This window comes from Actinotignum schaalii, assembly GCF_028864145.1.
GTDB lineage: Bacteria > Actinomycetota > Actinomycetes > Actinomycetales > Actinomycetaceae > Actinotignum > Actinotignum schaalii_B.
The window spans coordinates 34,755-48,470 of sequence record NZ_JARBHJ010000014.1; the positions used below are offsets into that span (position 1 = coordinate 34,755).

The 13,716-nt window shown below is 60.4% G+C and carries 8 protein-coding genes; 4 read left to right on the forward strand and 4 right to left on the reverse strand.

Features of this window, described 5'->3' with window-relative positions; genetic code table 11:
- Complete coding sequence (nrdG, locus tag PWJ82_RS04410; protein WP_016441683.1) at positions 1-630, reverse strand: anaerobic ribonucleoside-triphosphate reductase activating protein; 630 nt, start codon at positions 628-630, stop codon at positions 1-3.
- 99 nt (positions 631-729) lie between these two features.
- Positions 730-2,889 carry an anaerobic ribonucleoside-triphosphate reductase gene (nrdD, locus tag PWJ82_RS04415; protein WP_016441684.1) on the reverse strand — a complete coding sequence of 720 codons (2,160 nt, stop codon included), beginning with the start codon at positions 2,887-2,889 and terminating at the stop codon, positions 730-732.
- Positions 2,890-3,430: 541 nt separating this feature from the next.
- Here nrdD and PWJ82_RS04420 point away from each other — a divergent pair.
- The 4 genes from PWJ82_RS04420 (at position 3,431) to PWJ82_RS04435 (ending at position 10,793) form a co-directional block, all read left to right on the forward strand.
- The gene (locus tag PWJ82_RS04420) at positions 3,431-5,929 is read left to right on the forward strand and encodes a carbon starvation CstA family protein (protein ID WP_016441685.1); all 2,499 of its coding nucleotides are present in this window, start codon (positions 3,431-3,433) and stop codon (positions 5,927-5,929) included.
- A gap of 12 nt (positions 5,930-5,941) precedes the next feature.
- Positions 5,942-6,139: a YbdD/YjiX family protein gene (locus PWJ82_RS04425; RefSeq protein ID WP_016441686.1), complete on the forward strand. Its 198-nt coding sequence runs from the start codon at positions 5,942-5,944 to the stop codon at positions 6,137-6,139.
- A gap of 1,004 nt (positions 6,140-7,143) precedes the next feature.
- A complete protein-coding gene (locus tag PWJ82_RS04430; protein WP_016441688.1) occupies positions 7,144-9,747 on the forward strand; it encodes a sodium-translocating pyrophosphatase in 2,604 nt (867 codons plus the stop codon).
- Positions 9,744-10,793 carry a glycosyltransferase family 1 protein gene (locus PWJ82_RS04435; protein ID WP_274735514.1) on the forward strand — a complete coding sequence of 350 codons (1,050 nt, stop codon included), beginning with the start codon at positions 9,744-9,746 and terminating at the stop codon, positions 10,791-10,793. The genes PWJ82_RS04430 and PWJ82_RS04435 overlap by 4 nt, the downstream gene beginning before the upstream one ends.
- 83 nt (positions 10,794-10,876) lie before the next feature.
- On the opposite strand, the gene PWJ82_RS04440 is transcribed toward PWJ82_RS04435, so the two are convergent.
- Together PWJ82_RS04440 and PWJ82_RS04445 are read right to left on the reverse strand one after the other, a co-directional pair.
- Positions 10,877-11,593 (reverse strand): YczE/YyaS/YitT family protein, encoded by a 717-nt coding sequence (locus PWJ82_RS04440; RefSeq protein WP_274733846.1) that lies wholly within the window; start codon positions 11,591-11,593, stop codon positions 10,877-10,879.
- A gap of 211 nt (positions 11,594-11,804) precedes the next feature.
- A partial coding sequence (locus PWJ82_RS04445) for an Ig-like domain-containing protein (RefSeq protein WP_274735515.1) occupies positions 11,805-13,716 on the reverse strand: 1,912 nt, incomplete at its 5' end.

Sequence of the window (13,716 nt, forward strand, 5' to 3'; positions counted from 1 at the left end):
TTAGTCGTAATCTCCATTTTTCCAGAGCCGCACCGGGGCTTCGCACCCGGCTTGCATAGCGGCAAATGTTTCGGGTACGTCGATAATGCGCTGATTCTTCGAGCCGCGGAAGGTCAGGTCCCGAATGAACTGGGATTGGATAAAGGGCCCGTCCACCAGCACGTCCACGTGAGAAAGAAGTTCGCGTTTATCTTCGGTTTCTTCCAGGAGCTGCTCGAAGGTGTATCCACTCCAGCTCCAAATTGTTTTGGTATTCCCGAAGCGCTCGCGGAAACGCCGCGCCAAAGGCAGGAGAACCGGGGTATTGAGGAAAGGTTCCCCGCCCACGAAGGACACCCCGGCCACGTAGCTTTTCGCGCAGTCCGCGAGGATGCGTTCTTCGAGTTCTTCGGTATAGGGGGTGCCGTAGCGGAAACTCTGGGCCGCCACGTTATAGCAGCCCGGGCATTTGAAGGGGCACCCGGATACGTAAATTGCGCAGCGTACCCCTTCCCCGTCCACCATGACAAAGGGCTTGTAATCGGCAACGTAGCTGCGGGACAGGCGCCGCCCATCCCAGGCGCCCGGGCGCTTGGGCTGGTGCACCCCCGGAGCATCCGGCGGGGTGGTGAGCAGGCGCAATTCTCGCATTCTTCCTTACCTTTTCACAGTCCCTGAGTCGCAATACTCCCCGCGCCCGGCACATTCGCCGAGTGCGGGGAGCCTTGCGATAGTGCGCCCGCGAGGAGCTTAGGCGCAGGGACCGTCCATGTGCTTGACACGGGAAATGATTTCCTCGTGCCGGCCGTGCACCATGGGGCGCTTGACCGGGTTGCCGAGGTACCCGCAGGTCCGCTTGACGACGTCGCAACGGTCGGGATCATCATTGCCGCAGTTCGGGCACTTGAAGCCTTCCGCCGTGGGATCGAATTCCCCGCTGAAGCCACATTCGTAGCACTTATCAATCGGGGTATTGGTACCCAGGTAGGCCACCTTATCGTAAGCGTAATCCCATACCGCTTCCAGAGCCGCGGTGTTGTGGGTCAGCTTGGGGTACTCGCAATAGTGGATGAAGCCACCCTTGGTGTACTCCGCGTAGGGCGCTTCGAAGTCGATCTTCTCGAAGGGAGTGATCTTCTTGCGCACATCGTAATGGAAGGAATTTGTGTAGTAATCCTTCGCGGTGATATCCGGAACCGCACCGAAACGCTCGCGGTCCATGGAGCAGAAACGGTTGGTCAGGGACTCGGCCGGGGTGGAGTAAACGGAGAACCAGTAGGGGTACTCCTTCTTCCACTGGTCAGCGTACGCGCTCAGGCGGCGCACGATATCCAGCGTGAATTCCTTTGCTTCGGCATTGTGCTCCCACTCGGGGCCGTAGAACGCGGTAGCCGCTTCGTACAGGCCGATGTAGCCAATGGACAGCGTGGAACGCTGGTTGTGGAAGAACTTGGTCACATCCTCATCGCCCTCTTCCGCGCGGATACCCAGGGCACCGTAGCGGTAGAGAATGGGGGCGTTTTCCGGAGTGGCATCCTCGCAGCGCTGGGCGCGGTAGACCAGAGCTTCCTTAACCACCTGCATGCGCTCATCAAAGATCTTCCAGAAACGCTGCTTATCCCCGCGCGCCTGCAGTGCAATACGCGGCACGTTGAGAGTGACCACGCCCAGGTTATTACGCCCGGCGTTCACGGCCTCACCGGTTTCCGGATCCACCCACTTGGGCAGGAAGGAACGGCAGCCCATCGGAGCCTTGTAATCACCTTCCAGTTCGGTGAGGCGATCATAAGAGAGGACATCCGGATACATGCGCTTCGTGGAGCATTCCAGCGCGAGCTGCTTGACGTCGTAATTAGGATCCTCGGGATTGAGGTTAACTCCGCGGCGCAGCCCGAAAACCAGCTTCGGGAAGATCGCGGTGTGGCCATCGGCCCCGATGCCCTTAATGCGAATGGTGAGGATTGCCTTCTGGATTTCGCGTTCGAAACGGTTGGTACCCAAGCCGAAACCAAGGGTGACGAAAGGAGTCTGCCCGTTCGAGGAGTAGAGAGTATTGATCTCATACTCCAGGGACTGCATGGCATCGTAGATGTCTTTCTTCGTCTTTTCCCAGCAGTACTCATCGCGCTTATCTTCAGCGACCCAGCGCTGCGCATCCTTGAGGTGCTTGGCGTAATTGAGTTCCGCGTAGGGGGCAAGCACCTCATCGCAGCGATCCACCGAGCAGCCACCGTACTGGCTGGAGGCCACATTCGCGATGATTTGGGCGATCTGCGCGGTTGCGGTGTTAATGGAACGCGGGGATTCCACCCGGGCGTTGCCGATCTGGAAACCATCGCGCAGCATGCCTTCAATATCGATGAGGCAGCAATTGGTCATGGGCTGGAAGGGGTTGTAATCCAGATCGTGGAAGTGGATATCGCCCTTAATATGAGCATTGGCCACCGCCGGGGGCAGCAGGTACTTGAGAGCGTATGCCTTGGCCACCGCACCCGCGGTCAAATCACGCTGGGTGTTAAATACAGTGGAGTCCTTGTTCGCGTTCTCATTGACCACGGTCTTATCGCGCTGCATGAGCTTATCCAGGGAACGCGAAATATCCATGGCCTGTTCGCGCGCGGTATCGCGATCGTGGCGGTATTCGATATAGGCACGCGCCACCTGCGGGTAGCGGGAGGCCATGAGCACGTTTTCCACTTCCGTTTGAATGGTGGGAACGTCAAGCTTCTCAGCATCAAGATGATCGATCACCGTACGGGTGGCTTCTTCAACGAATGCGTAATCGTCAATGCCCTGGCTGTTCATTGCCAGCGCGATTGCGCGGTAGATCTTACCGGCGTCAAAGCTAACCGACCGACCGTCACGCTTGGTAACAGCTACCCCCGTGGTCGTTGAGGTATCAATCAACATCTTGTGCCTCCGTAAAAATCGAACACTACATATAGTAGTCGTCCGGAATGACACCGGTGTGCTTTGTAGGCCACACGGGCGCGTTTTTTGCGCCGCGGGCATCCCCACCACCCCCGTAAAGGGCGACGTCGCGCCACTCTCAGCTCCACCCCGCCCATTTTATGATGTGTGACACATTTTCACAGGGCCGCGTTTCGCGGCATACATACACTCTCACCACTACCCCTAGGGGCATCGGCCGCCCGCCACCCCTACATCTTGCGATTGGGGAGAAAACGGCTCGAGGGAGCCATTTACGCCGCAAACCAACCCGCGGGCAGCTGGCGGCGTCGTCGCACTTCATCGCGGCAAGCCACAATTTAGGTGGTCTAGCTCACAAACGGGCCGGTAACGCCAACGTAAGTTAACGCAAGACTGTTGCACGCGTTTATTATCGGATGTGGTGGCGTACGCCACCCGGGTACTCAACCGAGGATCCGCACAAGATGCCAGCGCTGCCGTCCACGCGGACCACGCCGGCCCTATAAATGGAGTTTCAGCTATGAGTGCACCAGCTGACACTGCTCTTCCTCAGTATTCTGAGGAAGAGGAAAAATATATTATCCGGAACCGCCACGGTGTTCCGGTCGGAACAAAACCGCATACGAAGTGGACGCTGCCGCGCATCGCGGTGTGGGTCCTCGTAACAGCCCTCGGCGTTGCGGGCTGGTACATGCTCGCCTTCTATCGCGGTGAACAAGTCAATACGGCGTGGTTCGTGGTGACATCGGTCTGTACCTACATGATCGCCTACCGCTTCTACGCGCTCTTTATTCAAAAAACCATTATGAAGCCCGACGATTCCAACGCGACGCCGGCCGAACGCATCAATAACGGACGCGATTTCGACCCGACGAACCGCGTGGTGCTCTACGGGCATCACTTCGCCGCTATCGCCGGTGCCGGCCCGCTGGTGGGCCCGGTGCTGGCCGCCCAGATGGGCTACCTGCCCGGCACCCTGTGGATTATCTTCGGGGTGTGCGTGGCCGGCGCCGTCCAGGACATGCTCGTCCTCTTCTTCTCCATGCGTCGCGGCGGACGCAGCCTCGGCCAGATGGCCGTAGATGAAATCGGGAAGATCGGCGGGGCCGTGGCCGCCGTCATGATCCTCGTGATGCTCATGATCGTGCTGGCCGTGCTCGCCATGATCTGCGTGAACGCGCTGGCCGATTCGCCCTGGGGCGTTTTCGCCGTCGGTATGACCATCCCCATCGCGGTATGTATGGGCCTGTGGCTGCGCTTCGTCCAGCCCGGCAACATCACAATGGTCTCCATCGTTGGATTCATTGCGCTGCTCGGTGCGATTATCGGAGGCCGCTACGTGGCGGAATCCGATTTCGGCCAGGCGTTCCTGCACCTGTCCCCCACCACCCTCGTGTGGTGCATGATTGTGTACGGTTTCTTCGCGGCCGTGCTGCCCGTGTGGCTGCTCCTCACCCCGCGTGACTACCTGTCCACCTTCATGAAGGTCGGCACCATCGTGGTACTGGCCCTGGGCATTCTTATTGTGCGCCCGCTGGTGGAAATGCCGGCCGTCACCGAATTCGCCTCGAATACAGACGGACCGGTTTTCGCCGGGGAACTCTTCCCCTTCCTCTTTATTACCATCGCCTGCGGGGCACTGTCCGGGATGCACGCAACGGTTTCCTCCGGTACCTCCCCGAAGATGATCCAGAAGGAATCCCAGGTTCGCATGATCGGCTACGGCGGGATGCTCATGGAATCCTTCGTGGCAATTATGGCGCTGGCTGCGGCGTCGTCCCTCAACATGGGTATCTACTTCGGTATGAATACCTCCGAGCACACCACCGATAAGCTGGCGGGCACGGCCATCGTGCAGATGACCGATAACCGCGCCGAGCTTTCGGCCGCCGCGGTGCAAAACCTCGCGGTCACCGATACGCACGGCAATTCGGTGGAAGCCCGGTGGGAATCCTGGGATGAGAACGGCAACGAGAAAACCTACGTGGGAGCGGAGGCCTTCGATAAGGTCGCCGAAGACGTTGGGGAAACCTCCGTCACCTCACGTACCGGTGGTGCGCCCACCCTCGCGGTGGCCATCGCGCATATTCTGCACCAGGTGGGTGGCGGCCAGGCCATGATGGGCTTCTGGTACCACTTCGCGATTATGTTCGAGGCGCTCTTCATCCTCTCCGCCGTGGACGCCGTGACCCGCGTGGCCCGCTTCCAGCTGGGCGACGCGCTAGGCAATGTGCTGCCCAAGTTCAAGGATCCCTCCTGGCGGGTGGGCGCGTGGATTACCACGGCCATCGTGGTGGCGGCCTGGGGCTCGCTGCTGCTCATGGGCGTGACCGACCCGCGCGGCGGTATCCAAACCCTCTACCCGCTCTTCGGGGTGGCTAACCAGCTCATTGCCGCGATGGCGCTTATTTTGTGCACCGTGGTAGTGGTCAATAAGGGCTGGGCGAAGTGGGCCTGGATCCCGGGCATCGCCGCGGCCTTCGACCTGGTGGTCACCTTCGCGGCGTCCTGGCAGAAGATCTTCTCCTCCGACGCCGCCATCGGGTACTTCACCCAGAACACCAACGCTAAGGCAGCGCTCGCGAAGGCGCAGGCCGCCGGCGACACCGAGGCCATCGGTATCCAGTCCGCGATTGTGCGCAACACCTTCATCCAGGGCTGGCTCTCCGTCATCTTCCTGGCCACGGTGGCCTTCGTGCTGGTCTGCGCGATTATCAAGATCATCCGGGTTATCACCGCGAAGAAGTACGTGAATTCCGAAGATCCTTACCAGGAATCCAACTTCTACGCGCCTACCCAGCTCTTCCCGACCAAGTTGGAGAAGAAGGTGGTGGCGGAATACGCCGTCGTGGGCGACCCGGCGTTGATTCCCGGTTTCGATCACCGTAAGGGCGCGGCACCGCACGGTGCGGGTGCTGGTTCTGGCGATGGTTCTGGCGATGGTTCTGGTACGACGGCGCCCGCAGCCAAGGCGGGCTCTGCCAGCGACGCGGATTCTTCCGAGTCCGCCCAGCACTAGGAGATCAGGTCCATGTTTATTACCCAGCTTCGCGCCTTCGCGGCACATGCTCGCAGCCTGTGGCGGGACTTCACCGGCGAATCGGCCTACGACAAATACGTAGCCCGGCATGCCCGTGAACACCCCGATCATCCGCCGCTTGCCGAACGTGATTTCTGGCGTCAGCGCGCAGCCTTCGACGAGGAGAATGTCTCCACCGGCTGCTGCTAAGCGCTGGGCGCTGGGCGCTGAACAGGTGCCGGGCGCTGAGCTGGCATGAGGCGCCGGGCTGGAAACTGGCCAATAACACCGCTCCCCGAACCTCGGACTTCGGTCCGCCGTTCGGGGAGCGGTGCTTTGTCCCACTTCCATGTGCCCCACTTCCCGCTCCGCACAAAATGCAACAGCAAATACATTAAGTTTTCCAAATCATGCACTGGGGTTGCTTTCTGCGGCACCTACCGCCATAGCGTTGCTTTCTGCGGCACCTACCGCCATAGCGTTGCTTTCTGTGGGCCCCGCCGTCATGACGTTGCTTTCTGCGGCACCTACCGCCATAGCGTTGCTTTCTGTGGGCCCCGCCGTCATAGCGTTGCTTTCCACAAGACCTACGGTCGAGAGGATGCATTTTCCGGTCTCCGAGAGGGCACCCGCGGCGATCACGAACAAAGTGGTACTGGAGCTACAACCAATACCCGATTTTCTGTCGTGCAGTACCACTCTGTCAGGCCCGACGTTCTCCAGTACCACTACGCCAACCAAACCCATCTGCAACACCGGTATACCGATATGACTCACCCCATCCCCAGCCAATCCACATACGCAGTCCGCCTCGCGCGCCCGCAGAGCCGGAGCTCCGCAGCGGCGGGGCGGGGTGTTTTTCCTGAGGTGTACTTCAAACGTACGACAAATGAAGTACAGCTCTGAAAACACGTAGTGCCTCGCCGGTTCAGAAAGCGCGATCTAGTCCGCCCGGTTCAGAGCGCTCGGTCTGGCCCGCCCGGCTCAGAGTGCCTGTCCGGACACCCCGAAAGACCCCGCACCGAAAGCCCCCGCACCGAAAGACCCACCCACCGTGGGACCTCGGGCCTAGACGCGGCGACGACCGGCCTCTCGCGGCGAAAGTGGCGCACACTTGTGTGGCGTCGTCGTACCTGGTCCCTATTACTGATCGCCCGGCCGACCTAGGATGAAAGAGAGGCAAAGGAGCCTCATCATTTTATGTCGAGGTAATTATGGGACGTTGTTTTTCTGTATCCACACACAAGAACACCTCGCGTCCACGCCGGCTGCTCCCCCTGCTCGGGGCGCTCGCGCTGGCTCCCGTTGCCCTAGGTTCGTGCGCCGCATCCGCGAGCGCGCCCGCCGGTGCGGCAACTGTGCACGGAGGTGAAGCAAATATCGTACTGCCTGACCTGTCGGGCGTGAGCGCGGTGGGCGGGGTTTCCGGCCGGCTGCTCCTCCTCATCGGGGTGGGGGTATGCGTGCTGGGACTGTGCTTCGGGCTCATCACGTATATGAATCTGCGTAAGCTTCCGGTGCATCGGGCCATGGCCGAGGTCGCGGACCTGATTTACGAAACCTGCAAGGCCTACCTGGTCAAGCAGGGGCGATTCCTGCTGGTGCTCTGGGCCTTCATCACCGCGGTGATCGTGGTCTACTACAAGTTCCTCGTGGGCTTCACGTGGGGCAAGCTCGCGATTGTGGTGGCGTTCTCGCTGCTGGGTATGGGCGGGTCCTACGCGGTGGCGTGGTTCGGGATTCGCGTGAACACCCTGGCCAATGCGCGCACGGCTTTCGCTTCGCTGCGCGGGCGCCCGCTGCCGCTGCACCAGGTGCCGCTGCGTTCGGGGATGTCCATCGGGATGGTGCTCATTTCCCTGGAACTGCTGATGATGCTCGTCATTTTGCTGTTCCTGCCCGCGGATGTGGCCGGGGCGTGCTTTATTGGCTTCGCCATCGGGGAATCCCTGGGGGCGTCGGCCCTGCGCATCGCCGGTGGTATTTTCACGAAGATTGCCGATATTGGCTCCGACCTCATGAAAATCGTGTTCAAAATTGATGAGGACGACCCGCGGAACCCGGGTGTTATCGCCGATTGCGTGGGTGATAATGCCGGGGATTCGGTGGGCCCCTCCGCGGACGGCTTCGAAACGTACGGGGTGACCGGGGTGGCGCTGGTGACCTTTATTGTGCTGGCCGTTCATGATCCGGCGCTGCAAGCCACCCTGCTGGTGTGGGTGTTCACGGTGCGGGTGGCGATGATTATCGCCTCGGCCTTGGCCTACGGGCTCAATGCGCGCCTGGCCGCGACCCGCTACGCGCAGGCCACCACCCTCAATTTCGAAAAACCGCTGAGTTCACTCGTGTGGCTCACCTCGATTTTCTGCATTGCTTGCGTGTACGGGATCTCCTGGCTCGTTTTGGGTGGGCACGACGGCGCACTGTGGCTCGCGCTCGCCACGATCGTCACCTGCGGGACTCTCGCGGGGGCGCTCATCCCGGAGCTGGTCAAGGTCTTCACCTCCACGACCTCGCGGCACGTGCGTGAAGTGGTGAAAAGTTCGCGCCAGGGCGGGGCTTCCCTCAATATTCTCTCCGGCGTGGTGGCCGGGAATTTCTCCGCTTTCTGGCTGGGTATCACCATTGTGGGGCTCATGGCCGGGGCATTCGTGATCGCGGATGCCACCCTGCGCGAGTTCATGCTAGCGCCGGCGGTTTTCGCTTTCGGTCTGGTGGCTTTCGGTTTCCTGGGCATGGGACCGGTGACGATCGCGGTGGATTCCTACGGGCCGGTAACCGATAACGCCCAGTCGGTTTACGAGCTCTCCCGCATTGAGGCCCTTCCTGATATCGACGCCGACATTCGCTCCGGTTTCGGTTTCGCGCCGCAGTGGGATCGCGCCAAGCTCATGTTGGAGGAGAACGACGGCGCCGGCAATACTTTCAAGGCAACCGCCAAGCCGGTGCTCATCGGTACCGCGGTGGTGGGTGCCACCACGATGATTTTCTCCATTATTATCGGGCTGACCGGCGGGCTGACCGCCGGGATCGAGATGCTGTCGCTCATGCACGCCCCGTTCCTGCTGGGGATTATCAGCGGGGGTGCGGTGATCTTCTGGTTCTCCGGGGCGTCGATGCAGGCGGTGACCACGGGGGCCTACCGGGCGGTGGAGTTCATCAAGGATTCCATCCACCTGGATAAGAATGCGGAGCGGGCTTCCCATGATGACTCGCGGCGCGTCGTCGAAATTTGTACCCAGTACGCGCAGCAGGGAATGCTCACGATTTTCCTGGCGGTTTTCTTCGCCACGCTGTCCTTCGCCTTTATCGAGCCGTACTTCTTCATCGGCTACCTCATTTCCATCGCTATTTTCGGCCTCTACCAGGCTATTTACATGGCGAATGCGGGCGGGGCCTGGGATAACGCGAAGAAGATCGTGGAGGTGGATTTGCACGCGAAGGGCACCGCGCTCCACGATGCCACCATCGTGGGTGATACCGTGGGCGATCCGTTCAAGGACACCTCCTCGGTGGCCCTCAACCCGATTATTAAGTTCACCACCCTCTTCGGCCTGCTCGCCGTGGAGCTGGCCGTGAGCCTCAATGCCCAGAATCTCACCGCGGTGGTCACCGGCCTGGCGGTGTGCTTCGGGGCCCTCGCGCTCGTCTTTATTTACCGCTCCTTCTACAGCATGCGAATCCAGGCCTCCACGGAGGATCCGCTGCTGGACGAGCCCGCATCCGCATCAGAATCTGCATCCGCATCAGAATCCGAACCCGGATCCGGATTCACCTCTGAACCCACCTCTGAACCCGAGAAGGGAGTCCTGGCATGAATATCGCCGTGCACTGGTCCGGCGCGCAGCTCAGCCCGGAAGGAAATATAGTCGGCCAGGATGCCGGCGCCACCCTGCTGCGGCGTCTCTTGCGTATTTTCCCGGGCGCCGCGGTTCTTGACCCGGGCGCCGCGGTTCTTGACCCGGCGGCAGCATCCGCGCAAGATCTTGCCCCGGATACGGTTGTTATCACTATGGATGTGCATGACACTCCGGCCCTGTGGGCGCGCCTGCGCAAGGCCGGCCACGCTACCCCGCGCCTCATGAATTTTGTGTGGCTGCCGGTGTCTACCCTGGAAAGCGCCGAGGAACTCGCCCCGGTGGCGCTTTCCTGCGCACTCTTCCCCACGTTCGCGAATTCGGAGCGCACCGCCGGGGAGATCCGCGAGATGGTCAATAAGTGGACGGTGCCGCCGCTGGCCGGGCGCCTGAAGCTGGGGTGGGTGAATCTCGGTTTCCGCCTCGATCACGTGCAGGAGCGGCACGAGCCGGACGTCCCGGTGGTGCTCTACCCCGCGATCTACCTTTCCCCGCGCAAACGCCCCGAGTTCTTTATGGATGTGCTGACCCGGGTGCGTGAGCTTATCCCGCTCACGGTGGAGATGCGCCTGCACGAAGCGCATCTGGTTTCCGAGAAAGCCATGACGTATTCGCGCCTGCCGTGGATGCACGTGGGGCCGCTCACCGATACCCGCACTTCGTATTACGAGGCTCTCGCGCATACCACGGCGTTCCTGGCCACGGCCGCGGAGGAATCCTACGGGCTGTCCTACGTGGAGGCGCTGGGCGCCGGGGCGCTCGGGGTATTCCCGGACGTAGCCTGGGCCCGCGCCCTGCTGCCCGAGCACTATCCCTTCTTCTATCCGGATGGCGATACCGCGGCCGCCGCGGCCATGCTCACCAGGGTTCTTACCCGCACCGCGCAGTGCCGGGCGGATCTGGATGCGGCTTGCGGCGGGAGTTTCCGCGAGTGGATCGCGGCGCATCACTCCGATGATGCCTTCGACCGGGAAATCACAGCCGCGGTGCGGAGGTGGTTCGCGTAGGAGTCGGTGCGGTGTGCGTAGGGTTAGGCGCAAACATAACGACGACGGCGCCAGCGCCTGCGGCCTCGCTTTGACCTCGCGTTTTATTCCTCGGTGATAGCGGGGGCGGGGCGGGCCGTGTAGGGCGTCGTCGTACCTACCAGGCGGTACGCGACGGTGCGGTTGAAGAAATCGACGACGACGCCAATTCCCAGCGCCATAATCGCGGTGCCAATGCCGATCACGCCGCTGCTGAGGTCGAAGCGGAAGAGTGCGAGGGCGATGAGGACCACGATGAAGTCCTGGGCCACGCGGAAGGTGCGGTAGGAGTGGCCCGGGAAACGGCGCAGGAGGACGGGGACGATGCAGTCGGCGGCGCCCTGCCCGATATCCGGGGTGATGTAGAGCGAGAGCCCGAGCGCGAAAATAACTAGCCCTACCGCGAGGTGGGCGAGCATCCCGGGGATGGAATACGTGAAAACGTAGATGGAATCGAGAATGCCGGTGAAGCTGGTGACGAGTACCCCGACCAGGGTGAAGTTGAGGACGGTGCCCAGCCCGAAGACTTTGTGATCGAAGGGGAAAATGAGAGCGATGAGGGCGATATTGACCGCCGGGACCACCCAGGAAAAAGACAGGCCCGTCACGTGGCTGACGCCCTGGAGGAGGGCCGTGAAAGGATCCACGCCGGCGTGACCTTTGAGGGCCACGGTGATGCCGATGGCGGTGAGGATCACGCCGATGAGGCATACCAGCGAGCGACGCAGCAGGCTGCCCGGGCGTAACGTCCATTCGCGGGCGCAGCGCAGTGTCTCAAACATGACGAGCCACCTTTTCAATCTCAGGGAAGCCGCCGTGCCACACCGCGGCATCACCAGCGTAGTGCATGCAGGCGGGCATTTCCTGGGCCGTGGCGGAGGTCGCTTTCGTCATTCGTGCGAGCGGCTTCATCTGCAAGGAGGGGCTGGTAGATCATCCTCTAGAGGATTCTCTACCAGCCCCTCGCTTGTGTTATGCGATTAGTTCAGCAGCTTATGCCTTGCGGCGCCGCGTCACCACGAGTCCACCGGCGAGCAGCAGGAGTGCTGCCGTGCCGGCAAGACCGACGCTCGTTGCACCTGTCACCTGAAGAGTCTTCTTGACCTTCTTGGGCTTCGGCGCAGGCTTACCGGGATCGTTCGGGTTCAACGGGTCGGTGCCGTTCTTGATTTCGTCACCGTCGTTGATACCGTCACCATCGGTATCGGCCTTGTTCGGGTTGGTCGCCTTGCCACCATTCTTGGCACCGGTCACCTCGTCACCATCGGTGAGTCCATCACCGTCAGTATCCGGGTTGAGCGGATCGGTATTACCGGGCTTGCCGTCCTTATTGAACTTATCGTCCTTGAACGGGTTCTTGGTGCCATTGACCTCATCACCGTCATTGATGCCGTCACCGTCGGTATCCGGGTTCTTCGGATCAGTACCGATCTTCTTCTCGTCCCCATCCGTCAGGCCATCGCCATCAGTATCGGGGTTGTTCGGATCGGTTCCATCCTTCTTCTCATCCCCATCCGTCACGCCGTCACCATCGGTATCGGCCTTATTCGGGTTGGTCGGCTTACCGTTGTTGTGCTTGCCAGTGACTTCGTCACCGTCATTCACGCCATCGCCATCCGAATCAGGGTTGAGCGGATCGGTATTACCAGGCTTACCGTTCGGGTCAGACTTGTCATCCTTGAACGGATTCTTGGTGCCATTGACCTCATCACCGTCATTGATGCCGTCACCGTCGGTATCCGGGTTCTTCGGATCAGTACCGATCTTCTTCTCGTCCCCATCCGTCAGGCCATCGCCATCAGTATCGGGGTTGTTCGGATCGGTTCCATCCTTCTTCTCATCCCCGTCCGTCACGCCGTCACCATCGGTATCGGCCTTATTCGGGTTGGTCGGCTTACCGTTGTTGTGCTTGCCAGTGACTTCGTCACCGTCATTCACGCCATCGCCATCCGAATCAGGGTTGAGCGGATCGGTATTACCAGGCTTACCGTTCGGGTCAGACTTGTCATCCTTGAACGGATTCTTGGTGCCATTGACCTCATCACCGTCATTGATGCCGTCACCGTCGGTATCCGGGTTCTTCGGATCAGTACCGATCTTCTTCTCTTCACCATCGGTGAGTCCGTCACCATCGGTATCCGGATCGGTCACCGTCACAGTCACGGTATCCAGTTCCTTACCATCCCGATCCTTGATAGTAACGACGACCTCGTCCTTATCCTTCGCATCGGGATCCGGAGTAACCGTGATCGAACCATCAGGATTGAGTGTCGCAGTACCCGGACCGTTCACTTCCACCGTTGTACCGTCAGGTACCGGCCCGCCGGTATTAGGAATATCAACCGGGACACCCGGCTTACTGCTTCCGTCATTCCAGATGGGCTTGTCCGGCTCGGTAACCGTTACCTTAGAAGTATCGAAGGCCTTGTCGCCGTCCTTGACGGTCACGGTGATTTCAGTACCCGGAGTAGCGTCACCAGGAACCTTCACAACAACATTGCCGTCCCCATCAAAGGAACAAGTAGCACCATTGGAAGCTTCACACGTAGCAGTATCCGGAATCGGACCATTAGCCGGATCCTTCGCAAGCGTCACATCCGAGCCAGGCTTACCATCACCATCACCCCAAGCCGGGCAACCATTATTAGAAGCCGGCCCAGCAACAGACGGGCACTGATCCAACGAATCAGGAACAGTATCACCATCAGTATCCGGATCAGTGACAGTCACCTTCGACGTATCAAACGTCTTATCACCATCCTTGATCGTGACAGTGATCTCGTCCTTATCCTTCGCGTCACCAGGAACCTTCACAACAACATTGCCGTCCCCATCAAAGGAACAAGTAGCACCATTGGAAGCTTCACACGTAGCAGTATCCGGAATCGGACCATTAGCCGGATCC